The sequence below is a fragment of the Devosia sp. J2-20 genome (assembly GCF_055808475.1).
In genome coordinates, this window is sequence record NZ_CM147870.1 from 2,887,651 (window position 1) to 2,912,076 (window position 24,426).

A 24,426-nucleotide genomic window follows, 5' to 3' on the forward strand; every position below is an offset into this window, starting at 1 on the left:
GCACTATGTCGCATTCGTGAAAGTGGACATCCACAATCAGCTAATAGCCTGATTTCTCACAGCATTTGCTGCACAGTTTTGAACCGTTCCAGAGTTCAAGTCTTTGATTTCATTTAGCATTCTTGACTCTGGCGCCGCTATGGCAGAGAACGCCAGCGCTTGAGGGAGGTCCTTTGCCCTCGCTACGCTTTGGAGACTGTCATGACCAATATCGCGCGTCTCGCGGTTACGCTGCTGACCTCGGTTACCCTGGCTGGTGTTGCTGCACCGGTTTTCGCCCAGAGCGGCGAAGTGAACATTTACAGCTATCGCGAGCAGAGCCTGTTGCAGCCCTTGCTGGATCAGTTCAGCGCCGAGACCGGTATCAAGGCCAATGTGCTCTATGCCGGTGACGGCCTGCTCGAACGCGTCGCCGCCGAGGGCGAATTGTCGCCCGCAGACGTTGTGCTGACGGTTGATATCGGCAATCTGGTTGGTGCCGAGGAACAGGGGCTGACCCAGCCCATCACCACCCCGGAACTCGATGCGCGCGTCCCTGCCGAATTCCGTGACGATGACGACAACTGGACGGCTTTGTCACTGCGCGCCCGGGTTTTCTACGTCTCCAAGGATCGCGTCGACGCCACTGCGTTGAGCTATGAAGACATTGCCAAGCCTGAATGGAAGGGTCGCGTCTGCACCCGTCCGGGCGACCACGCCTACAATATCGGGTTGATTGCCCAGCGCATCGCCGCCAATGGCCTGGACGATACCCGCACGTGGCTGGCTGGCGTACGGGACAATCTGGCCTATGCGCCATCGGGCAATGACCGCGAAGGCGTCAAGAACATCCTGGCGGGCACCTGTGATCTGGCGATCGGCAACACATATTACATGGGCGCCATGCTCAACAATGACGCTGAGCCAGAGCAGAAGCAGTGGGCTGCATCGGCCCGCATCATCTATCCTGATGCCGACGGCGCAGGAACGCAGGTGAATGTGGCTGGCGGTTTCATTGCCAAATATGCACCCAATGCCGAGAACGCCAACGCACTGATCGGCTTTCTGCTATCGGACGAGGCCCAGAGCATCTATGCCGACACCAATTATGAGTTCCCCGTGGTGCCATCGGTGGCGCCGTCTGAATTGACCCAGAGCTGGGGCACGTTGAACGCGGCCAAGACGCCATTGGTCGAGGTCGCAGCGCATCGCGATGAAGCTGCTGCTCTTGTCGATGGACTCAAGTTCAACGAAGGTGCACAGAACTAAGCGGCGGAGTCGCCCAATTTCGAATATATCTAGCGATCACCAAGGTTTCAGGACCGGCAGGGCATTTGCTCTGCCGGTCGTTCCACTTTTGCTTGCCGCCATCATGGGGCTGCCCATCGTCTGGCTGGGCTGGTCGGCGCTAGAGGCCATTGCCTCGGGCAGCAATGGTCTGGCCGCGTCCATGCTGCCAACCGCCCTGCGTGAAACCGGTGTGCTGATGGCAAGTGTGGGGCTGGTGACGGGCTGTGCGGGCCTGGTGGCTGCCTGGCTCGTGACGCATTACGAATTTCCCCTGCGCAGACTGTTCGACTGGGCGCTGGTGCTACCGCTGGCAGTGCCAACCTATCTGGCTGCCTATAGCTATGTGGAGTTTCTGGGGTTTCCCGGGCCGCTGCAGACGGCCCTTCGTACGCTCAATGGCGCAAGCACGCTGCAGGACTACTGGTTTCCCGACATCCGCAGCAATTGGGGCGCGGTGATCGTGCTCTCCAGTGTGCTCTACCCATATGTCTATGTGGCGTGCAGAGCGTTTTTCCTGATGCAGTCGAGTTCGCTCAATATTGCTGCGCGCACGTTGGGTGCTGGCGGCATGCGCACGTTCTTCACCGTCACGCTGCCGCTGTCGCGGCCCGCGCTGGTGGTCGGGGTTACGCTGGCCATGATGGAGGTCGTCAACGATCTGGGCGCGGTGCAATATTTCGGGGTCAACGCGATCACCGCGATCATCTATTCGACCTGGATCAACCGGTCGGACTTTGGCGGCGCCGCACAACTGGCAGTGACCGTGGTGCTGGTGATCGGCCTTTTGATTGCCGCCGAGCAGCGGGCGCGCCGTGATCGGGTCTATCTGGGACGGCGCGACAGCCGTGTGCCGCCCGCGCGCGAATATCTCGTTGGTGCGCAACGCTGGTTGGCATTCGGGTTCTGCCTGGTGCTGCTGGCGCTGGGGTTCGGCATTCCGGTAGGACAACTGGGTTATCTGGCGTTCCGCGTGATCCTGCCGGAGACGGTCAGCATGACCATCAATGCGCTGATCCCGACGCTGATCCTGGCAAGCCTGGGTGCGGTCATCACGGTCGCGATCGGGCTGGTTGCCGCCAAGCTGGCGCAGCGCTCGGGCAGCACAGGTCGCGGCGCGATCCGGCTGGCGACACTGGGCTATGCCATTCCGGGAACGGTGCTGGCGCTGGGATTGCTGCAACCGCTGGGTCAGGCCGATCTGTGGTTCAACCGGATGACCATGGCCCTGATCGACTGGCGACCCGGACTGATCCTGTCGGGCTCGATGGCCGCACTACTCTACGTCTATGCCATCCGTTTTCTGGCCGTGAGTCATTCCACACTGGATGCCGCGATCAAGAAGCGTGGTGATGCCATGCTTGATGCCGGCCGGGTGCTGGGCGAGCGGGGGCTGGGGCTGCTGCTGCGCATCGATCTGCCGACGCTGATGCCCGCGATCCTGAGCGCAGCGACGTTGGTGTTTGTCGAGATCGTCAAGGAATTGCCTGCCACGCTGCTACTGCGCCCGCTTGGTATAGATACGCTGGCGACACTGGTCTACTCGCGCGCAAATGTCGGACTTTTCGCACAGGCGGCGCTTCCCGCACTGTTTATCGTGCTGGCGGGGCTTATTCCGGTCATTCTTGCTACGAGACTGGGCGATCGTAGGAAAGTATAACAATCGAGCCTACTGCCATGTTAGTGGCGATCCTCTATATGGTCGCGCCATGGGAGCCGGAGCCTCACGCGCCGGCATGATCCTGAGGTGCAAGAACAGCGGGTTGGCAATAAATGCGCCGCGTCGCACCAACGGATCGAACGGCGATGAACCGCCGAAAATAGGAGTTACCTATGGACAAGACGTTGCAGGCATTCGGACTCGCAGTGGCACTGACCGCAGCGATGGCTGGTGGCGCAATGGCCCAGCCAAGCGAAGTACGCATCGGCGTCGCGCTTGAGCCGCCAGCGCTCGACCCCACTGCCGGGGCCGCCGAGGCTATCGACATCGTCGTCTATCAGAACATCTTCGAAGGTCTGGTTCGCATTGACCAGAACGGCGGCGTTCAGCCCGGCCTGGCCAGCGACTGGACGATTTCGGATGATGGACTGACCTATACGTTTACGCTGCAGGACGGGGTGACATTCCATGATGGCACCACTTTCGACGCCGACGATGTCAAGTTCACCTTCGACCGCATTCTGAGCGAAGACAGCGTCAACGCCCACAAGGAATTCTTCACGCCAATCACCAGCGTGACCGTGGTTGATCCACTCACCGTCGAGATGACACTGGACCATGTCGTGGGCCGGTTCCTGTTCGACCTGGGTCGCGGCGATGCAGTAATCGTGGCGCCTGAGAGCGCCGACAACAACGCCGTCGAGCCTATTGGCACCGGACCCTTTGCCTTTGTGCAGTGGGACAAGGGTAGCCGAGTAATCCTTGAGGCTTATGGCCCCTATTGGGGTGAACCCGTGCACCTGAGCAAGGCGACCTATCTGTTCATCAGCGATAGCGCGACGATGACCAATGCGCTGCTGGCCGGTGATATCGACGGTACCAATAATTTTGCGTCCGAGGCGCTGGCCGTGTTTGAGAACAATCCGCAGTTCAAGGTGCTGGTCGGCACCACTGAAGGCGAGACGATCCTGACGACCAACAACAAGAAGCCGCCTTTTGATAGTCTCAAGGTGCGGCAGGCCATGGCGCATGCGCTGGACCGTCAGGCGATCATCGATGGCGCCACTTATGGCTATGGTGTGCCAATCGGCGCGCCGTTCGCGCCTCATGATGCCTACTATGTCGACTTGACCGACACCTATCCGCACGACGTCGAGGCTGCCAAGGCCTTGCTGGCTGAAGCGGGTTTTCCCGATGGGTTCAGCGCCACGCTGAAGCTGCCACCGCTGGCCTATGCCCGGCTGTCGGGCCAGATCATTGCCAGCCAGTTCGCCAAGGTCGGCATCAAGATCGAGTTGATCAATGTGGAATGGGCACAGTGGATCGAAGACGTCTATTCCAACAAGGATTATGACCTGACAATCGTGAGCCATGTGGAGCCGTTCGACATTGGCAATTACGCCAACCCCGACTACTACTACGGCTACGACAATCCTGATTTCCAGGCCCTGATCGAGACCCTGAATGGCACGACCGACGAAGCCAAGCGCAAGGCGCTGGCCATCGAGGCCCAGACCATCCTCGCCAAGGACGCGGTCAATGGCTACCTGTTCGAGCTGGCGCAGACAGGCGTGTGGAACGCCAAGCTCACCGGCATGTGGCAGAACTCGCCCATTGAAGGCCTTGTGCTGCGCGACATTGCCTGGACTGAATAGTCTGGCTTACAGCGCTCGCTTGAATACCCCTACCCTCATTCCCTCCCCTCCGTGGGGAGGGAGTAAGGGTGGGGGTCAGTTCGCCCCGATCTGCACATGATCGTCTTTGTGCTGCGCCGCTTCGCCGGTTTCGCGGCCACGCTGCTGGTTGCGTCCCTGGTGATCTTCTATCTGCTCGACCTGCTGCCAGGCGATCCAGCGCAGTTCATTCTGGGCATCAATGCAACCCCTGAATCGGTAGCCCGGCTGCGCGAACAGATGGGGCTCAACGTGCCGGCGCCGGAACGCTTCCTCAGTTGGATCTGGGGCATGGTGCAGGGTGATTTCGGCATGTCCTACACCCAACGCGCGCCCGTATCCCAACTGATCTGGGACCGGCTTGGGGTGACCATTCCGCTATCGCTGTCGGCGATGGGACTATCGATGCTGGTCGGGCTGCCGATGGGAATTCTGGCAGCGCGCAAGCGCGGCAAAGCTCCCGATACCGCCATTATGGTTCTGGCACAAACAGGCATTGCTGTGCCCAGTTTCTGGTTCGGCATGTTGCTGGTGCTGCTGTTCGCCGTGCACTTGCGCTGGCTGCCGCCGGGTGGATTTACGCCTTGGCATGAGAATGCCGGCGCGGCGTTTCGCAGCCTGATCCTGCCGAGCCTGGCGCTGGCGCTACCGCAGGCCTCGATCCTGGCGCGGGTGATGCGCACGGCGCTGGTTGATGTCACCGAGCAGGATTTCATTCGTACGGCACGCGCCAAGGGGCTCACCATGGGAGAAGCGGTGTGGCGGCATGGCGTGCGCAATGCACTGCTGCCGGTGCTGACAATTCTGGGGCTGCAATTCGCCTTCCTGATTGCCGGGACGATCATCGTCGAGAACGTGTTCTACCTGCCCGGACTGGGCAAGCTGCTCTATACGGCGATTTTGGAACGCGATCTGATTCTGGTGCGCGGCGGGACCATTATCCTGATCATTGCGGTCACCCTCACCATGCTGCTGACGGACCTGGCCTATGGGCTTGTCGACCCGCGCCTGCGCGAAGGATCGTCGGCATGAGGCGACTGTTTTCCAATCCCAGTCTGGCTATTGGCCTGAGCGCCACACTGGTCTTTGCGCTGATCGGGCTGGTGTCGCTGGTATGGACCCCCTTCCCCATTGCCGACATCGACATCGGGCGCCGCTTTCTGGGGCCGACGCCGGAGCACTGGCTGGGCACGGACAATCTGGGGCGCGACATGGTCTCGCTGCTGATGTCGGGCACGATGACCAGCTTTCTGGTGGCGGCACTGGCGGTTGCCATCGGTACCGGCGTTGGCGTGCCGCTGGGCTTGATTGCCGCTGCCTGGGGTGGCCCTGTCGAATGGCTGGTGCTGCGGTTCTCGGACTTCATCTTCGCCTTTCCAGCCGTGATCGTGGCCATTCTGATCACCACACTGAACGGGCCAGGTGCGATCAATGCAATCATCGCCATCGGCATCTTCAACATTCCGGTGTTTGCCCGGGTGGCGCGCGGCGGCGCGCTGAGCATCGCGACACTGGACTTTGTGGCGGCTGGACGGCTGGCGGGGCTGGGCAATATGATGATTGCCTATCGCCATCTGCTGCCCAACATCATGAGCCTGATCATCGTGCAGGGCACGATCCAGATGTCGCTGGGCATTCTGGCCGAAGCAGGGCTGAGCTATATCGGGCTGGGCACCCAGCCCCCCGAAACCAGCCTGGGGCTGATGCTCAAGGACGCTCAGGGCATGTTCTTGATCTATCCGTGGCTGACTGTGCTGCCAGGCATTGCCATCGTGCTGATCGTGATTGCCCTCAATATTGCTGGCGACGGCTTGCGCGACGCCATCGACCCGCGCCTGCGACAGGGACAAGACAATGTCCTTGCTTGAGGTATCGGGCCTGTCAGTCCGCTTTGGCGCGACGGCTGCCGTCGCCGATGTGAGCCTGACGCTGCAGCGGGGCGAACGCTTTGGCATTATTGGTGAGAGCGGCTCAGGCAAGACAATGACGGCATTAGCCATGACGGGGTTACTGCCTGAGGGTGCCGAGTTGGGCGGGTCCATTCTGCTCGACGGACACCCCCTACCCCGATCCGAGCGCGAGATGGCAAGGCTACGCGGCAAGCGCATCGGCATGGTATTTCAGGAGCCCATGACGGCGCTGAACCCATTAATGCGCGTGCATGCCCAGATCGCCGAAGCAATCGAGCTGAACCCCAGCGGCATGGCCGAGGTCGATGTCGGGCATTTGCTGGCAGAGGTGGGGCTGGAACCCAAGCATGGCGAGCGCTTCGCCCACCAGCTTTCGGGCGGTCAGCGCCAGCGGGTGATGATCGCCATGGCCCTGGCGAGCCAACCGGACATTCTGATCGCCGACGAGCCGACCTCGGCGTTGGACTTGATTACCCAGCGTGTGGTGCTCGATCTGATCGCCGATATCTGCGAGCGCCGACACATGGCGCTGCTGTTCATCAGCCATGATCTCAAAGCCGTCGGCGCGCTGTGTTCGCGGGTGGCGGTGATGCATGACGGGCGCGTGGTCGAGACCGGGCCGGCCGAGACGGTATTTTCCAATCCGCAGGAGCGTTACACGCAAGCGCTGGTGGCCGCCTCGCAATTCAAGATGCCCGAGGTCACACGCGAACCTAGCGGGGCGCCGCTTCTGGTTGTCGATAATCTCACCCGGGAATATCGCCATGGTGGCGGGTTGTTTCGTCCCCGCAAATCGGTACGCGCTGTCAATAGCGCCAGCCTGAGCATCGGTACGGGTGAATGTCTCGCGCTGGTGGGCCCATCGGGTTGCGGCAAGACCACGCTGGCCAAGATCATTGTGGGGCTCGATAGCGCGACGAGCGGCAAAATTGCCCTGGAGGGCCAGCGCTATCACGGCAAGGATTTGCCTGGCAGCCTGCGCCGCGATGTGTCGCTGGTGTTTCAGGACCCGTTCGGCAGTTTCAATCCGCGGATGACGATCGGGGCGTCGCTGGCCGAACCCCTGCGGCTGGAGCCAGACCTGCAGGCCGAAGCTATCCCGGCCCGACTGCAAACAGCCATCGAAGCCGTCGGGCTGACAGTTGAGATGCTTGAGCGTTACCCGCACGAGTTTTCAGGCGGGCAGCGGCAGCGACTGGCCATCGCCCGGGCGCTGGTAACTCGCCCCAGGCTACTGGTGCTCGACGAGCCTGTATCGGCCCTGGACATGTCGGTGCGGGGCGAGGTTCTGGGCTTGCTGGTGCGGCTGCAGGCGGAGTTCGGGCTGACCTATCTGATCATCAGCCATGATCTGGACATGGTGGCAGCCATGGCCGACCGCGTGCTGGTGATGGAAGCAGGGCAGATTATCGAAGAAGGTGCGCCAGGCGCGATCTTTGCCCATCCCCAAAACAATCTGACGCGCGCGCTGGTCGCCGCGCGATTGCCCGAAGTGGTTTAGGGCACGGCGCCTGTAGCGCCGTGCCAAAGCGTCTTCAGAGCGTGCCGATATAGGCGCCGAACGGCTCCAGATCGATTTCACCGTCGATGGATGCAGCGTTCACGCCGGGGCAACCCGCATCATGGGGCAACATGCCGGCAGGCAGGCGATAGGCCGCTGCGGATTCGCCCATATTGAACACGCAGACCAGCCGTTCATCGCCATGCTGGCGGATAAAAGCCAGGACATCGCCCTCGACCGGCAGCAGTTCAATTGAGCCCTTGGCCAGCGCTGGATGCGCCTGACGGAAGACGAGCATCGCCCGGTAATATTCCAGAACCGAGCCCTCGACGCCGTGCTGGGTATCGACAGCGTGGATCAAGTGCTCGGCCGGCACCGGCAGCCAGGTCCGGTTGGCGGTCGAGAAGGCACCGTTGTGGGCGTGAGACTGCCAGACCATGGGCGTGCGGCAGCCATCGCGGCCCTTGAACTCGGGCCAGAATTCTATGCCATAGGGATCGACCAGATCGGCATAGGATAGTTCGGCTTCCTTGAGCCCGAGCTCTTCGCCTTGATAGAGGCAGACCGAACCACGCATGGACATGATCAGCGTAGCGGCCAGACGGGTAAAGGCTTCTTCCTGACCGTGGGCGCTCCATCGGCTGACATGACGCACCACGTCGTGGTTGGAGAAAGCCAGGCAGATCCAGCCATCTGGCGCCTTGGCCTCGGTTTCCTCAATGGCCTTGTGGAAGTGGCTGGCCGAAAAATCGCCGCCGAGATAATCGAAGGTATAGGCCATGTGCAGCAGATCATCGCCCGAGGTGTACTGGGCCATCAGTTCTAGCTGATGCTGGCTGTCGCCAATTTCACCAACCGTGGTGCGGCCGGGATATTCGTCAAGCAAGGCGCGCAGGCGGCGCAGGAATGCCAGATTTTCCGGGCGCGACTTGTCGTAAACATGCTCCTGGAAATTATAGGGGTTCACGGCAGGCGCGGTGGAGGCATTGAAATCCTCCGCCTTGACCACCGGATTGTCCTCAAATCCGAGCGAGCAGAAGTAGAAGTTCACCGTATCGAGGCGGAAGCCATCGACGCCGCGCTCAAGCCAGAAGCGCATTTCGCCCAGCAGAGCTTCCTGTACATCGGGGTTGTGGAAGTTCAAATCGGGCTGCTGCACCAGGAAATTGTGCAGGTAGTACTGCATGCGACGGCTGTCCCAATGCCAGGCCGAACCACCAAAGATGGAGAGCCAGTTATTGGGCGGGGTACCATCGGGCTTGGGGTCGGCCCAGACATACCAATCGGCCTTGTCATTGGTACGCGACAGCCGGCTTTCGGAGAACCAGGCGTGCTTGTCCGAGGAGTGCGAGATCACCTGATCGATGATGACCTTGAGACCCAGCGAGTGGGCCTTCTGCACCAGATGATCGAAATCCTCGAGCGTGCCAAAACTGGGGTCGATGTCTCGATAGTTGGAGACGTCGTAGCCAAAGTCGCGCATGGGCGAGGTGAACACTGGCGAGAGCCAGATGGCGTCCACGCCCAGATCGGCGACATAGTCGAGGCGGCTGGTGATACCCACCAGATCGCCAATGCCGTCGCCGTCCTGGTCCTGGAACGAGCGCGGATAGATCTGATAGATGACCGCGCCGCGCCACCAATCCTTATCGATCGGGGCGTCCTGGGTGTTTCTGGGCGAGGTCATCAGGGGACTGGCAGTCATGGGGCGCTCCGGATCGGCGTTTGAAACCCACCCTTAGCACCACCATTGTTCGCCTGAAAGGCCGCCTTACCGGGTGTTGTGCAGCAATCCCTGAAACGCATGGTAGCTGGACTTGGGCGTGCGCTGCTGGGTCTCGTAGTCCACATGGACAATGCCAAAGCGCTTGTTATAGCCCTCGGCCCATTCGTAATTGTCGAGCAGTGACCAGGCGAAATAGCCCCGAACATCAGCGCCCTGACTGCGGGCGTTCAGCACGGCCTTGAGGTGTTCCTCATAGTAGCTCACACGGCGCGGATCATCATTGCCCTCGGCCTCGGCCATGCCGTTCTCGGTGACGTAAATGGGCAGTTTGGTGTACTCATTGGAGACCCGCACCAGCAGGTCGGAGAGGCCCTTGGGGTAAATTTCCCAACCGATATCGGTCTTTTCGAGCGGGCCCTTGACCTGCTCGGCCGGCACGCCGGGCGTGCTGGAGGTCTGGTAGAGGCCACGGGTGTAATAGTTGATACCCAGCCAATCGAGCGGCCGCGAGACCACAGCCATATCGTCCTGGTAATTGGCGGGGAGATGCTCGCCGAGCCAATCGGTCATCCGCTCAGGGTACTGCCCCTTGAGCACACCGCCGAGATACCAGCGATTGAAGACAGCGTCGCCGAAATCGGCAGCAGCGATATCCTCAGGCTTGTCAGAGGCGGCTTCGGCCTTTTCGAGATTGAGCACGATGCCAAGGTTCTTGGCACCATTGGCGCGCAATGCATCAATGGCCGTGCCGTGGGCGTAAAGCACATGGTGCATGGCACGTGCGGCAGCGCGCTTGTCACGATAGCCTGGTGCATGCACACCCAGATAGTGGCTGAGGAAAGCAACGCACCAGGGTTCATTGATGGTGGCGGTGGCTTCAAGCCGGTCACCGAACTTCTGGGCGATCAGGGCAGCATAGTCAGCAAACCAGCCGGCAATGTCGCGGTTCATCCAGCCGCCCCTGTCCTGCAAGGCCGATGGCAGATCCCAGTGATAAAGCGTTGCATAGGGCTTGATGCCACGCTCAAGCATGCCGTCGACGAGGCGATCGTAATAATCGAGACCGGCCTGATTGACGGCACCCGTGCCCTCGGGGATCAGGCGCGGCCACGAAAAGGAGAAGCGATAGGCGTCAAAGCCGCCATCTCGGATGAGATCAAGATCCTGCGGCCACAACTCATAGTGGTTGCAGGCCACAACGCCGGTATCGCCATTGTGCACATTGCCGGGGGTGGAAGAGAAGCTGTCCCAGATTGATGGGCCGCGTCCGTCGCGCTGGCCACCTTCAATCTGATAGGCCGCAGTGGCGACACCAAAGGTGAACTGGGGACCGAAGTCCTTGCGGTCAATCGAGAACATTTACCCTCCTCTGCGGCGATGGACGCCTTGTTTGTTACAAGGCGATAGCGCAGATGGAATGACTATGCAATCGATTGCAGCGGGCTTTTTTTGCGCCGATTAGCGGTACCACTTGGCGGGTTCTGCCTTGGCCTTGGCTTCGACGGCCATGCGGGTGCGAATGAGCTGCGCGGTCAGGTTCGACTGATTGGCGCTGACCTGGGCGAGCGAGTTGGCCAGCGTATTGCGCAGATTATCTGACGAATAGAGGGTTTTCTGGGCAGCTTCCCGCCGCGCCTCGGAACGGGCCTCGCGCAATTCGGCTGCATCCCGCTGCTTCTGTCTGTGCATCAGGATCGTGTCGTACCGGCTGTTGGTCGCGTAAATCGCCATGCCATGGATTCTGCGCCCAGATCCCTAACAAGTCGCTAACGCGTCTCGGCAGGAAACTGTGCCAGAACACGTTGGGCGATAGCGCGGTAGGCCTGTGCCTCGGGCCCGTCAGGCGCAGATGCCATGGGTGGCGTGCCCGCGTCTCGAGCCTTCGCGGATCGACATGACCAGCGGGATGGCGCCCAGAAAGTCCATGTCGAGATCAGCAGCGGCCTGTTCGGCACCGCCAGACCCAAAAATATCGTAGCGGGTGCCGGTATCGGGGGCGATGAAGTAGCTCATGTTTTCGACCAGACCGAGCAGTGGCACATTGAGCCGGCGCAGCATGTCGATGGCCTTGCGGGCGTCGATCAGCGCGAGGTCCTGCGGCGTGGACACGATCACCACACCATCGACCACCGCCTGCTGGAATAGCGAGATATGGATATCACCCGTGCCCGGCGGCAGGTCGATGACCAGGACATCGAGATCGCCCCAATCGGTCTCGCGCAACAACTGGCGCAGTGCCGAGGTGGCCATGGGGCCGCGCCAGACGACCGCCTGATCCTTGGTCAGCATGGAGCCAATCGACATAATCTTGAGCCCCAGCGCCTCGTGCGGGGCAAAGATGCCGTCCTCGCGCAGGGCCGTCTGGCCTTCAAGCGCCAGAAGCTTGGGAATGGAGGGGCCGTACAGATCGGCGTCGAGAACGCCAACGCTGAGCCCCTGCGCTTGCAGCGCCAGCGCGACATTGACCGCTGTCGTGGACTTGCCGACGCCGCCTTTGCCGGAACCGACGGCGATGATGCGCTTGATGCCGGGAACCGGCGTCTTGCCGGGGGGAACGGGTTTGCTGTGCGAGAAGCTGGGCGCCGCCGAAGCCTTGCCGCCGGTGAGCGAGACCATGATCTTGCGGGTCCCAGCGGCGGACTGGGCGGCCAGTTGCGCGGCTTCGCGGGCGGGACCGAATGCGGCCTCCATGCCCGGCGCGACAGCGATGGCAAAGGCAACAGCCGACGGGGTGACGATGATTTCGGAGAGACCGGCATAGCTCGCCAGATCACCGCCGCCCGGTATTTCGACAGCGGCGAGCGCAGTTTTGATGGCAGCAGCGAGTTCGGTATCGGCCATGGGTAGGTTTGGCGCGCGCCAAAAGGCTGCGCATCTCCAATGTCATTCCGGCGCAGGCCGAAATCCATCCTGAGAATTACTCCCGCACACCCATTTCAGGATGGACCCCGGCCTGCGCCGGGGTGACACCGCGTGTGCGGGAGCATTGTCGGCTAGAGGATGGACTGGCCGGTGGCCTTCCAATCCTTGAGGAAGCCTTCGATACCCGCATTGGTCAGCGGGTGATCGGCCAGCTTGCGGATGACCGCAGGCGGGATGGTGGCAACGTCCGAACCGGCCAGCGCGACCTGGGTCACGTGGTTTGGCGAACGGATCGAGGCGGCCAGGATCTGGGTCTCGAAACCGTAATTGTCGTAGATCTGACGGATGTTTTCGATCAGCTCAACGCCATCAAGATTGATGTCGTCAAGGCGGCCCAGGAAGGGCGAAATGTAGGTGGCGCCAACCTTGGCGGCCAGCAGGGCCTGATTGGCCGAGAAGCACAGGGTAACGTTGGTCTTGATACCCTTGTCGAAGAAGTACTTGGTGGCCTTGAGGCCATTGAGCGTCAGGGGCAGCTTGATCACGACGTTGTCGGCAATCTTGGCCAGGTGGTCGCCTTCAGCGATCATGCCCTCATATTCGAGCGAGGCAACTTCAGCCGAAACCGGGCCGGGCACCAGATCGCAGATTTCCTTGATGACTTCCTTGAAGTCACGGCCGGACTTGGCGATCAGCGATGGATTGGTGGTGACGCCATCGAGGAGACCGGTCGCATAGAGCTCCTTGATGTCCTTGATTTCCGCAGTATCGACGAAGAACTTCATGGTTCCCTCCTAGTTGTCTTCAGACACGCCCAATGGGCAAAAGATGTAGCACGGCAATGGTTTGTCGCAAGGCCAAAGGCCGGTGCTATTTGATGGCCGCCAGCAAGGCATCGGCGAGATCGTCAACGCGATCCTCGGGGATGCCGGCGACATTGATGCGACTATCGCCGATCATATAGACGCCGTTGGCGGCTTTTAGATGTTCAACGACAGCATTTTCGAGCCCAAGCAGCGAGAACATGCCGCGATGGGCGGCGATGAAATCGAAATCAGCCGAGTTGGACTTGGTGCGAATAGCTTCGCTGAGCTTCTCGCGCAGGCGGATCATGCGGTTGCGCATGGCTTCAAGCTCGGCTTCCCACTCGGCGCGCAGTTCGGCGTCCTCAAGGATGGTGCGGATGATTTCGGCGCCATGATCGGGTGGCTGCGAATAGGAACCGCGAATGATGTTGAGCAGCTGTGACTGCGCAATATCAGCCTGAGCGGCATCGCGGGCGATCAGAATGGCGGCGCCGATACGTTCGCGATAGAGGCCGAAATTTTTCGAACCCGAGAAGGCGATCAGGGCTTCAGGCACCGAGGCAATGACCTTGAGCGTGCCATAGGCGTCTGCCGCCAGACCATCGCCAAAGCCAAGATAGGCCAGATCGATGAACGGCAGCGCGCCGGTTTTGGCGAGGCTCGCCGCGACCTGATCCCACTGGGCATTGGTCAGATTGGCACCGGTAGGATTGTGGCAGCAACCGTGCAGCAGGACGACATCGTCCTTGCCCAGACCGTCGAGCGTGGCGAGCATCTGCTCGAAGCGCACGCCGCGGGTTTCGGTATCGAAATAGGGGTAGGACTTGACCGTCAGGCCCGCGCCCAGGGCAATCGGGTTGTGATTGGGCCATGTTGGATCGGAAACCCAGATGGTGGCGCCGGGACGGGCACGATTGACCAGTTGCATCAGCACCCAGAGCGAACCGGTGCCGCCGGGGGCCTGGGCGATGCGGACGCGGCTGCGGTCCAGCGTATCGCCAAGCACCAGATCGAGCACGGCGGCGCCAAAGCCCTTATTGCCGGCAATGCCGAGATAGGTCTTGGTCTTGCCTTGCGCGAGGATGCGTTCCTCGGCCTTTTTCACCGATGACAGGATGGGGGTAACACCCGCCTCGTCTTTGTATACGCCGACGCCAAGGTCGATCTTGGTGGGACGCGGATCGGCCGCGTATTCGCCCATGAGCGCCAGAATCTTGTCGCCGGGGGCCTTGGTGAGGGTCTCGAACATGATGAGGAGTCGTTCCGGTGGAAAGGCAAGGTCTTTATAGGCGGCGGGGAGATTATTGCAATTGGCAGCACGCCAGTGCGCAAGGCCCCCTCACCCGGCGCGAGGCGCCGACCCTCTCCCCGGCGGGGAGAGGTGAGATGGCTCAGCGTTTGACACCGAGCCGGTCGAGTTCGGCAGTCAATTGCGGAATGATTTCAAACAGATCACCGATCAGGGCAATATCGGCCAGCTTGACCAGCGGCGCTTCGGGATCGGTATTGATGGCGACGATCTTCTTGGCGCCCTGAATGCCAGCCAGATGCTGCAGCGCGCCGGAAATGCCGATGGCGATGTAGAGGTCGGGGGCAATGATCTTGCCGGTCTGGCCGACCTGCCAATCATTGGGCGCGTAGCCCGCATCGACAGCTGCGCGGGTGGCACCAACGGCAGCGCCGAGCTTTTTGGCAAGATTTTCAACCAGTTGGAAGTTTTCGGCCGAACCCAGGGCAATACCGCCGCCGACCACGATCTGGGCCGTGGCGAGGTCTGCCGTGTCGCTTTCGGTTCGGTCGGACGAGAGCAGTTTGGCAACGGCTTGCACCGAGCCATCGAGCGCTTCGATGGGCGCGGCATTTCCGCCTGCGGCGGGGCGAAAGGCCGAGGCGCGCAGGGTCAGCAGATGCTTGTCCTGAGTGTCGGTGACGGTCTGGACGGCGTTGCCGGCATAGATGGGGCGCTCAAAGCTGGTGGGGCCTAGGATTTTGACGACATCGGTGACCGGCATCAGATCGAGCGTGGCGGCCAGACGGGGGACCACATCCTTGCCCACACTTCCCGCGCTAGCGACCACATAGTGGTAACGGACTGCTAACGTTGAGAGCTGCGTAGCGAGGCTATCGGCGACAAGAGAGCCCTTGAGCGTCAACACCTTGTCGACGCCGGACAGGCTTGCAGCGGATTGGGCAATAGTGGCGGCATCATCGGCCACGACCAGCAGATCGACCGGACCCAGTGTGCTGGCCGCGCTGACGATGCGCGCGGTGGCGGGCGAGAGGACACCGAGATCGTGATCGGCAAGAACCAGAACGCTCATTTACAGCGCCTCCATCTGTGCAACATCGTCGGCGATGAAGGCGGCCAATTCGGTGACCGAGGCCACGGTCTTTCCTGCCACACGTTCGGCGGGCGGGGATATCTTTTCGACAGTCAGGCGCGGGGCCAGATCGACGCCAAATTCGGCAACGGGGCGCACGGCCAGCGGCTTGGAGCGGGCCTTCATCACCATGGGGAGGGCGGCATTGCGCGGCGTGTTCAGGCGCAGATCGGCGGTGACAATGGCGGGCATGGGCAGGCTGAGGGTTTGCCGGCCGCTATCGACTTCGCGGGAGACTTCGAGCCCGGCGCCGACAAACTTGATCTCGGAAGCGAAGGTGGCCTGGGGGCGATCAGTGAGGGCGGCGAGCATCTGGCCGACATGATTGCTGTCATCATCAACGGCCTGCTTGCCGAGCAGCACGAGATCGGGCTGTTCCTCTTCGACAACCTTGGCCAGCAGCTTGGCAATGGCCAGGGTCTCGAGCTCGGCATCGGTCTCGATGAGAATGCCGCGATGGGCTCCCATGGCCAGAGCGGTCAGGATCACGTCATTGGCGACCTTGGGCCCGATGGAGACAATGACGATCTCGTCACCATGCCCGGCCTCGGACAATTGCACGGCAGCCTCGACGGCATGTTTGCAGAACGGGTTCATCGACATGCGCACGCCAGCGGTTTCCACGCCCGTGCCATCGGGGCGCACCCGGATGCGGACGTTGTGATCGACGACGCGCTTAATGGCGACCAGGATTTTCATGCAGTCCTCCAACCAGTTGGGGGTGTCATGACAAATCTGGGTGGAACGGACAAGCCGCGCAAAGGGAAATTTGGGCCACAGGCGGGGCGATTGTTGGAAAAGGGTGCTGTTAGGCATGTACCGGCGTCGCTAGGCATGTACCGGCGTCGCCATACCGACAGCGTCAGACTGGAAGTATTTGCGCGATGACCGAAACGGGGTGGTAAGGGGACCGGCAGCTTTTGGTCGAACGACCACGGAAAAGGACCGATATTGTCCCTTCCGTAGTCTACGACATACCGCCTCAGATTAATCCCAAGTTGCGACAGACGCCTTCCCATGACTAGATTGACCCGTGTTCCAAAAGACAAATGGGGAAAAAAGTCAGGATGAGTTGCTCAAGGGGCGAGGCGGAACCTAACGCAAAAACTAGGATTCGACTGTTTGCTGACTCCGGCCGGTTTTTGCCAGAACCCTGATTGTACAACGCAGCTATTTTTCGAGAGCAACGATGGAGAATCTCGCCACATCGCTGAAATGGCGCATATCATTGCGGCAAATGACAAAGGCCCCCGCGCTGATGCCAACGTAACTCCGGCAGATCGTGGAGCCTACGACAATTTGATACTGCTGTGCGCAAACTGCCACACCAAAATAGATAAGGCGCCCGACGACTTTCCTGACGAGACCATTCGCGCATGGAAGAATGACCGTGCTGAAGCTCTGCAACGATTATTCGGTGTGCCGCTACTACAGCAGAGATGTGAAGTCCTTTCCTTTATCTCACCGATTATGGAAGAGAATAAAGTTGTCCTAGACACATATGGTCCCGGAAGTGACGCGAAGTTTGATCCGGAAAGCGATATACCAGCAGTCTGGCGCGTTAAGATGCTTAGGGTGATTATCCCAAACAATAAGCGGATTATCGCCTGCCTTGAGCGCAACCACGAACTAATGACCAAGCCAGAACTCAAAACCCTTCAAGCGTTTCGCCAACACACTCAAGATCTTATTGAGAGGCATCTTGAGGGGGCTACTGGCGGACAGCGATATCCCGCCACTATGAATCAGATGATGCAAGATGATTAAGAACGAGTCCGAGTGGTTGCTGTCATCCTTGCTCGATCATCGAGAAGTAAGCAGCGTGACGCGCGTAAATGAATTTCTTGTTGCTATTGATCGTAAGACGATGCCCAGGTGCATTGTTGCAGCGATTTCAGGCAAACGCGTGACCGAGACTGATTTAGAGCCTCTTCTCTCATCAGGCGTTCGGCCTGAAATAATAGTAAGCGTACCAAAACAACTGGTGTGGGAAGGGGCCGCAATCAAGCGATTGGAGTCGGCTGGTGTGGCTTTTGGGAGAATGTATGATCTTTATCGCGCAATCAACTATGACGCCGACGTCTCTGAGTACATTAACCCCGAGTTGTTCTATGTCAGTAGGCTATTTGCGCAACATCCGAATGTATTTGAATCGGAGGCACTGACGGATCGGCTTTATGTACTTCGCCTTTTTCGGGGCCCGGAAATACTAGTCGCCTTATCGGATGATTATGAGGTCACTGCCGACGTTGTTCGCACCGCAAGTGATAGGCATGGGCACTTCCACGTCCTACTGAAGAACAACCCTTATGGCCGAATATCACGGCAAGGAAGTGAGGCAGCATCCAAATTAGGTATCAAGGTGCTGGATCAAGAAGACTTCTTTCAAGTGTTACACAGTGAAATATAAGGCGATAGTTGAAAAAATAGCATTTTCCATCAAAGGATTAAAGCATAAGGGGATCATCTCGATTTACGCATTTGGATCAGCCTCCCGAGGAGAACCCTGCTGGTCCGATGTTGATATGCTAGCAGTGTGTGAAAATGAAGCCGACTCCATACTAGTCAGAGGACAGCTGGAACTAACGGTCATGTCATATCCCGTCGACCTAGTGATTATGACGGTCGAAGAAGAATGCAGTTTCAACTTCGTGAAAACTGAAGAATGCATCCTGGTTTGCCGATCATTACCGCCAAACACCGAAAGTTAGACACGGCGAGGGCGTTATGGCGAACTGCCGCTTTAAACAGCGCGACAGGTTGCTGAAGAAATTTCGGCGCTATCCTAAGTTAGGCGTCTTGCGCTTGGTCCCCATATTCGCCGCGGAGGATCGCGACGATCACCTGCGTCGACACCTTGTCCTTGATTGACCTAGCAATTAGTGAACCGTGCTCCGGATGCGTCTTGCAATATTCTCGTAAAACACTCGCGGCTTCTAACTCGCGCTTTTCGTGGTTTACCTCTTTAAGCGATCTCGGCGCGATATAGGGCGCGCCCGCTTCGCGTGCCTGCAGGTAACCATGCCCGAGGCGACCAGTCGCTGGGCCATCCCAATGTCGAGGCATTTTCGCTCCAAAACTGAATATGCAAGTAAACCGGCGACTGTCGGCATGATCGATATATTCGCAGTCTATCTTACTTAATGATATATTTCCACCATGCTGGCATCTACATCGTTCGCAGCGCACGTTCTTCGGGTGTAACCCGGGGGCGAACGCACTCAGATCAGTGAGCCGGATTTTGTCTGGTCCGGGTTTCGTCTGGTCCGGACCGGTCCATCTCAAGCTCCTCTGGCTTACTTGTCAGGTATGACCGAAGGTTCATCTAAAGGGTGGATATACATCGGCGCAGGAGATATCGCCGTTGGTCACAGCGGTCACTTGGCCGCTTCGGCTATTAGGAAACCGCGGCAACTTCCGGTACGACTGATATGGGGTCGATAGCTGCCAGCCCGCTCGCAGAAGGCGAGCAATTGCTTCTCGACGTGCATGCCTGAGTGGACGCCCACCAACACAAGGTGATGTTGGTCGCATGGCGTTGGGGCGGGGGATGGACTAGTGTTGACGTCCTTGATTGGGACAGCGATGCTGACCCAGAATCGACCTTCCTGGACCAGATATGCCCGTTCTCAATCGTATTGCCGAGTTTGCCGACGAAATCGCTGCCTGGCGGCAGGATTTTCATGCCCATCCTGAAACGCTCTATGATGTGGTGCGTACAGCCGGGATCGTGGCCGACAAGCTGAGCGCGTTTGGCTGCGATGAAGTGGTGACAGGGATTGGCCGAACCGGGGTGGTTGGGGTGATCAACGGGCGCAGCAATGCCAGTGGCCGGGTGATCGCGCTGCGCGCCGATATGGATGCGCTGCCGATCACGGAAAAGACCGGCAAAAACTATGCCTCAACAGTGGATGGCAAGATGCATGCCTGCGGTCATGACGGGCACACCGCCATGCTGCTGGGGGCGGCGAAATATCTGGCCGAGACGCGCAATTTTGACGGGCGGATCGCGCTGGTGTTCCAGCCTGCCGAAGAGGGCGGCGCGGGTGCCAAGGCGATGCTGGACGACAGGCTGATCGAGACGTTCGGGATTGAAGAGTTTTACGGATTGCACAACTGGCCGGGCATGCCCGCCGGGCATTTCGGCATTCGGGCTGGCGGCATCATGGCGGCGACCGACCGGTTCTATATCGACATTACCGGCCAGGGCGGCCATGCGGCACGGCCGCAGACAACGATCGACCCGGTAATCGTGGCGGCCAATATGATTGTGGGGATGCAGGCGATCGTGTCGCGCAATGTCGATCCGCTGCACGCGGCGGTGCTGTCGGTGACGATGGTGGAAGCGGGCGAAGCGGACAATGTGATTTCCCAGAGCGCCAAGATCACCGGCACGGTGCGCACGCTGGACCTTGCCGTGCAGGACCAGATCGAACAGCGGCTGGCCGAGTTCGTGCCGCAGTTCGCCGCCAGCTTTGGCGCGACCGCGACGGTGCGCTATGCGCGCGGCTATCCGGTGACGGTCAATTCGGTGGCACAGACCGCGTTTGCCGCAGAGGTGGCCAGCGAGATTGCCGGGCCCGATCGGGTGGATAGTGACGCCCCGCCATCAATGGGCGGCGAGGATTTTTCGTTCATGCTGGAGCAGCGGCCCGGCGCCTATATCTTTCTGGGCAATGGCGACAGCAGTGAGCTGCATACCGACACCTATGATTTCAACGATGCGATCATTCCGATGGGCGTGAGCTATTTCGTGCGGGTGGCGGAACGGGCGCTGCCGGTCGGCTAGCGGCGTGACCATTTCGTGCTTGTCGGGCACCCTCCCCGGCCTCCCTGGGGGGAGGAATGGTCTGGTGGGCGGGGGTTGCTCGATAGACACTCCCACCCGGCGTCATCAAGGGGGCGGTGACGTATGGTGGGCAGGCGATATTGTGCCCCGAATTGAAGCAGGTTTGTGCCCCAGGGGGTGAACCCGGCGGGTTGGACGTGATGGCTGCACCAGCAACGACACTGAAGGCAATTTGGCCTGTGCTGCTGACCCTGCTGATTTCGGTAGCGGGGGGTGGTGTGGCGACGTTGGTGGGCATGCCCGCCGGGTGGCTGATGGGCGGCGCGCTGGCGGTTGCCGTGGCGGCGGTAGCGGGGCTGCCCATGGTGATGCCGGACCGGCTGCGGGACCTGTCGTTTCTGCTGATCGGCATGTCGATGGGGGCCAGTGTGGCGCCCGACAGTCTGAGCCTGATGGCCAGCTGGCCGCTAAGCATTGCGGCGCTGGCGATCGAGCTGGTGCTGATCGTGTCGCTGACCGGCTGGATGCTGGCAAAGGTGTTCAAGCTGGATCGCGGGACGGCCTATCTCAGCTCGTTTCCGGGGCATTTGTCGTTTGTGCTGGGGATCGCCTCGACCGGGGTGGGCAATACACGTCAGATCGTGATCATCCAGGTAATCCGCATTCTGATGCTGACCATCTGCGTGCCGATTGGCGCGGTATTTCTGCCCATTGCGCATTTCGCGCCCCGGGTGGCGACCGACTATCTCGATGTCTGGCAATTGCTGGGGCTGGCGGCGGGATGCGTCGTGGTGGGGCTGGTGTTTATCAAGCTGAAATTCCCGGCCGGGTTCGTGCTGGGCGCCATGGCCGCAGCGACGCTGGGCAAGCTGGCCGGATTTTACAGCGCGGCCATGCCGGTGCCGCTGGTGACGCTGACCTTTGTGTTGACCGGGGCGCTGATCGGATCGCGCTTTGCCGGGATTTCGCGCGGCGAATTGCTGACGGCAGCCAAGGGCGGGTTCGTTGCCACGATGATGATGGTGGGCATTGTCAGCGTAGTGGCGTTTCTGGTCAGTCTGGTGGTGGATATGCCTTATGGCCAGATCTGGCTGGGGCTATCGCCGGGGGCGCTAGAGGGCATGGGCGCGCTGGGCATTGCGCTGGGTTACGACACCGCGTTTATCGCGGCCCATCATGTGCTGCGCCTGCTGATGCTGACACTGGCCATTCCGACCGTGGTGGTGCTGATCAGGCGGCGCGAGAGCGCCACAATCATGGGTCAGGATTAGTGCAAAGGAGATTTGCCATGCTGCGTCGCGGTCTTGCCGTCCTCACCCTGTCCCTGCTGGCCACCCTGCCCGCCGCCGCGCTGCAGTGCAGCGGCACCGGCGGGAGCGTGACGTTTTCTTTCGGCTTCAATGTGGGCGAATTCAGCGAACAGGAACGCGCCGAATTTGACCTGATGATCCTCAAGCGCATGGGCGTGGACGCCACGCGGGTGGAACGCTGGGGCGACTGCCTTCGGGCCTTTGTGCGCAAGCCCGAAGGCGGCGAGGAGATGCAGTTTTTCAACCCCGACACCTATGAACGGGTGTATTGAGCCGGCTGCAAAGCTTACCGGAACGTGGCGGGAAGATTACCGGCACTTTCCGAAATGTCATAAGAATTACAGGTGTTTAACTGGCGCTGGCGGCGCTTGATCGGCATGTTCGGGGTGTTCACCTCCTCCCGAACAAGGAAAAAGAAAATGATCAAGACCCTCGCAGCTGCCGCCTTCGCCACCGTTTCGCTGATCGCCGTTGCCGTGCCCGCACAGGCCGCCAACACCTATGCCGATGCCAGCTATTCGGTCGCCGACAACGAAGCCTCCATCATCCAGCGCCTGACCGAAAAGGGCGTGGACGTCCAGGGCGTGGAAGAGTGGAGCGGCTATGTGCGCGCCTTCGTGACCAATGCCGATGGTTCGACCAGCATGGCCATCTATGACCCGATCTATCTCAACGAAGTCAATTTCGGCGCCCTGTAAGCTGACGCCGTAACGATCCGACCCCGGCCCGCGCCAGACAGCGCGGCCGGGGCTGATTGCGTTGGATCAGGCCAGACCGCCCAGCGTGGCCGTGCTGGAGCTATCGAGCGCGATGAAGGCAAAGCCATTGGCGCCCAATTGCAGGCTGTCATGGCTCAATACGGCGCGCTCTGAAACCGGCTCCAGATTGGTGCCGTCGTGCAGGCCGGTCATTGCCACGGTGTGATCATCGGCCGACAGATTGAACACGCACAGCATGGCGTCGTTGCCGCTGCTGCGGCGGAAGGCCAGAACGGGCTCGGGCGTGTCGCAGAAGGCAATATCACCCAGGGCCAGCGTGGGATGGTTCTTGCGCCAGGCCAGAATGGTGCGGAAGAAGGCCAGCGTGGAGCCGTCATCGGCATTCTGGCCCGCGACATTGAGCGCGGATTGCTCGGGCTTGAGCGGCAGCCACGGCTTGCCGGTCGTGAAACCATTGGGCGGCAGCCCCTGATCCCACGGCATGGGAGTGCGGCAGCCGTCGCGGCCCTTGTCCTCGGGCCAGAAGCGAATGCCGCGCGGATCGGTCAATTCCTCAAACAGCAGATCGGTTTCGGTCAGCCCCAGTTCCTCGCCCTGATAGAGGCAGACCGAGCCCTTGAGCGAGAGCACGAGCGCGGCTGTCTGATGAGCCAGACCGGGCAGGCTTCTGGCGTGCTCGGCCCAGCGGCTGACATGGCGCGGCACGTCGTGGTTGGAGAAGCTCCAGCAGGGCCAGCTGTCCGGCCCGATTTCGAAAAAGGTCTCGATGCGCGAGCGGAAATGGGCCGCGGTAAACTGGGGGCCCAGGAAATCAAAGCCGTAACACATGTGCAACGTATCGCCGCCAGCGGTGTATTGCGCCATCAGTTCAACCGAGCGATGGCTGTCGCCAACCTCGCCCACCGAGGTGGCGCCGGGGAACTGATCGAGCAAGGCGCGGACGCGGCGCAGAAAGCCCAGATTTTCCGGCTGGCTCTTGGAAAACTCGTGGATCTGCATCTCGTAAGGGCTGGCCGAATGGGGCCCGTGGCGGAAATCGGGATCGGCCGGGTTTGAACGCAATTGCTCGTCGTGGAAATAGTAGTTCACGGTATCGAGGCGGAAACCATCAATGCCGCGCTCGAGCCAGAAGCGCATCACGTCGAGCACTGCATCCTGCACGGCAGGATTGTGGAAGTTCAGATCAGGCTGGCTGGTCAGGAAATTGTGCAGGTAATACTGCCCGCGCGTGCCGTTCCACTCCCAGACACTGCCACCGAACACGGCGGGCCAGTTATTGGGGGGCGAGCCATCGGGCAAGGGATCGGCCCAGACGTACCAGTCGGCGCGGGCATTGGTGCGCGAGACGCGGCTTTCCTGGAACCAGGCATGGTGATCGGAGGTGTGGCTGACCACCTGATCCATGATGACCTTGAGGCCGCGGGCATGGGCCTGCTTGACCAGGGTATCGAAATCCTCGAGCGAGCCGAACAGCGGATCGATCTCGCAATAGTCCGAGACGTCATAGCCCATATCGGCTTGCGGCGATTTGGTGATGGGGGAGAGCCAGATGCAATCAACGCCCAGGCTGGCAATGTGATCAAGCCGGGCAATGATGCCGGGTAGATCGCCGATCCCGTCGCCATTGCTGTCCTGGAATGAGCGTGGATAGACCTGATAGATTACCCCGCCACGCCACCATTCCGTCATCTGCACACTCCGTCATCGCTCTGGTGAATCGGCCCACGCGACCGCTTATCTGGCGCAACCTAACGGTTCATGGCCTGCGCGTGAAACGCTTAGGGCGCAATGGAGAGGTTCGCACAAGACAGAGCGGGCGACGT

General features: G+C 60.4%; 22 protein-coding genes. 13 read left to right on the forward strand and 9 right to left on the reverse strand.

The window, feature by feature from the left end; all coding sequences use genetic code 11:
• Positions 1-201 precede the first annotated feature (201 nt).
• The 6 genes from AC0L37_RS14095 to AC0L37_RS14120 all read left to right on the forward strand — a co-directional run bounded on the left by AC0L37_RS14095 (position 202) and on the right by AC0L37_RS14120 (position 8,010).
• Complete coding sequence (locus AC0L37_RS14095; RefSeq protein WP_282222918.1) at positions 202-1,248, forward strand: extracellular solute-binding protein; 1,047 nt, start codon at positions 202-204, stop codon at positions 1,246-1,248.
• A gap of 103 nt (positions 1,249-1,351) precedes the next feature.
• Positions 1,352-2,926: an ABC transporter permease gene (locus AC0L37_RS14100; RefSeq protein WP_269368070.1), complete on the forward strand. Its 1,575-nt coding sequence runs from the start codon at positions 1,352-1,354 to the stop codon at positions 2,924-2,926.
• Positions 2,927-3,099: 173 nt separating this feature from the next.
• A complete protein-coding gene (locus AC0L37_RS14105) occupies positions 3,100-4,581 on the forward strand; it encodes an ABC transporter substrate-binding protein (RefSeq protein WP_282222917.1) in 1,482 nt (493 codons plus the stop codon).
• Positions 4,582-4,677: 96 nt separating this feature from the next.
• The gene (locus tag AC0L37_RS14110; RefSeq protein ID WP_282222916.1) at positions 4,678-5,631 is read left to right on the forward strand and encodes an ABC transporter permease; all 954 of its coding nucleotides are present in this window, start codon (positions 4,678-4,680) and stop codon (positions 5,629-5,631) included.
• Positions 5,628-6,467, forward strand: coding sequence for an ABC transporter permease (locus tag AC0L37_RS14115; RefSeq protein WP_282222915.1), 840 nt, complete (start codon positions 5,628-5,630; stop codon positions 6,465-6,467). The genes AC0L37_RS14110 and AC0L37_RS14115 overlap by 4 nt, the downstream gene beginning before the upstream one ends.
• Positions 6,454-8,010: a dipeptide ABC transporter ATP-binding protein gene (locus AC0L37_RS14120; RefSeq protein ID WP_282222914.1), complete on the forward strand. Its 1,557-nt coding sequence runs from the start codon at positions 6,454-6,456 to the stop codon at positions 8,008-8,010. The genes AC0L37_RS14115 and AC0L37_RS14120 overlap by 14 nt, the downstream gene beginning before the upstream one ends.
• A 34-nt stretch (positions 8,011-8,044) precedes the next feature.
• Here the strand turns inward: AC0L37_RS14120 and bglA are convergent, their stop codons facing one another.
• From bglA to AC0L37_RS14160, 8 genes are all read right to left on the reverse strand, one after another.
• A complete protein-coding gene (gene bglA, locus AC0L37_RS14125; protein WP_249327662.1) occupies positions 8,045-9,715 on the reverse strand; it encodes a beta-galactosidase BglA in 1,671 nt (556 codons plus the stop codon).
• Positions 9,716-9,781: 66 nt separating this feature from the next.
• Positions 9,782-11,095 (reverse strand): GH1 family beta-glucosidase, encoded by a 1,314-nt coding sequence (locus AC0L37_RS14130; RefSeq protein WP_282222913.1) that lies wholly within the window; start codon positions 11,093-11,095, stop codon positions 9,782-9,784.
• A gap of 99 nt (positions 11,096-11,194) precedes the next feature.
• Positions 11,195-11,467: a hypothetical protein gene (locus AC0L37_RS14135; protein WP_212658928.1), complete on the reverse strand. Its 273-nt coding sequence runs from the start codon at positions 11,465-11,467 to the stop codon at positions 11,195-11,197.
• A gap of 108 nt (positions 11,468-11,575) precedes the next feature.
• Entirely contained in the window at positions 11,576-12,577 is a 1,002-nt protein-coding gene (locus AC0L37_RS14140; protein WP_473313156.1) for an Mrp/NBP35 family ATP-binding protein, read from the reverse strand.
• A gap of 152 nt (positions 12,578-12,729) precedes the next feature.
• Positions 12,730-13,383, reverse strand: a complete 654-nt coding sequence (fsa, locus tag AC0L37_RS14145; RefSeq protein WP_269368057.1) for a fructose-6-phosphate aldolase — start codon at positions 13,381-13,383, stop codon at positions 12,730-12,732.
• 85 nt (positions 13,384-13,468) lie between these two features.
• Entirely contained in the window at positions 13,469-14,653 is a 1,185-nt protein-coding gene (locus AC0L37_RS14150; protein WP_282222911.1) for an amino acid aminotransferase, read from the reverse strand.
• Positions 14,654-14,795: 142 nt separating this feature from the next.
• Positions 14,796-15,725 (reverse strand): electron transfer flavoprotein subunit alpha/FixB family protein, encoded by a 930-nt coding sequence (locus AC0L37_RS14155; protein ID WP_282222910.1) that lies wholly within the window; start codon positions 15,723-15,725, stop codon positions 14,796-14,798.
• On the reverse strand, positions 15,726-16,484 hold the full coding sequence (locus tag AC0L37_RS14160) for an electron transfer flavoprotein subunit beta/FixA family protein (protein ID WP_282222909.1): 759 nt from the start codon (positions 16,482-16,484) through the stop codon (positions 15,726-15,728).
• 423 nt (positions 16,485-16,907) lie between these two features.
• On the opposite strand from AC0L37_RS14160, the gene AC0L37_RS14165 reads away from it, so the two are divergent.
• The 7 genes from AC0L37_RS14165 (at position 16,908) to AC0L37_RS14195 (ending at position 22,582) form a co-directional block, all read left to right on the forward strand.
• Complete coding sequence (locus AC0L37_RS14165; protein ID WP_473313159.1) at positions 16,908-17,552, forward strand: HNH endonuclease signature motif containing protein; 645 nt, start codon at positions 16,908-16,910, stop codon at positions 17,550-17,552.
• Positions 17,545-18,195, forward strand: coding sequence for a hypothetical protein (locus AC0L37_RS14170; RefSeq protein ID WP_282222907.1), 651 nt, complete (start codon positions 17,545-17,547; stop codon positions 18,193-18,195). Before AC0L37_RS14165 ends, AC0L37_RS14170 begins: the two co-directional genes overlap by 8 nt.
• Positions 18,185-18,496 (forward strand): nucleotidyltransferase family protein, encoded by a 312-nt coding sequence (locus AC0L37_RS14175; protein WP_473313161.1) that lies wholly within the window; start codon positions 18,185-18,187, stop codon positions 18,494-18,496. The genes AC0L37_RS14170 and AC0L37_RS14175 overlap by 11 nt, the downstream gene beginning before the upstream one ends.
• 908 nt (positions 18,497-19,404) lie before the next feature.
• Entirely contained in the window at positions 19,405-20,574 is a 1,170-nt protein-coding gene (locus tag AC0L37_RS14180; protein WP_282222906.1) for a M20 aminoacylase family protein, read from the forward strand.
• A gap of 200 nt (positions 20,575-20,774) precedes the next feature.
• Positions 20,775-21,845 carry an AbrB family transcriptional regulator gene (locus tag AC0L37_RS14185; RefSeq protein WP_282222905.1) on the forward strand — a complete coding sequence of 357 codons (1,071 nt, stop codon included), beginning with the start codon at positions 20,775-20,777 and terminating at the stop codon, positions 21,843-21,845.
• 17 nt (positions 21,846-21,862) lie between these two features.
• Positions 21,863-22,156 carry a hypothetical protein gene (locus tag AC0L37_RS14190; RefSeq protein WP_282222904.1) on the forward strand — a complete coding sequence of 98 codons (294 nt, stop codon included), beginning with the start codon at positions 21,863-21,865 and terminating at the stop codon, positions 22,154-22,156.
• Between the two features lie 147 nt (positions 22,157-22,303).
• A complete protein-coding gene (locus AC0L37_RS14195; RefSeq protein WP_212658939.1) occupies positions 22,304-22,582 on the forward strand; it encodes a hypothetical protein in 279 nt (92 codons plus the stop codon).
• 66 nt (positions 22,583-22,648) lie between these two features.
• Here AC0L37_RS14195 and AC0L37_RS14200 read toward each other — a convergent pair whose 3' ends face one another.
• Positions 22,649-24,292, reverse strand: coding sequence for an alpha-glucosidase (locus tag AC0L37_RS14200; protein ID WP_282222903.1), 1,644 nt, complete (start codon positions 24,290-24,292; stop codon positions 22,649-22,651).
• Between the last annotated feature and the right edge of the window lie 134 nt (positions 24,293-24,426).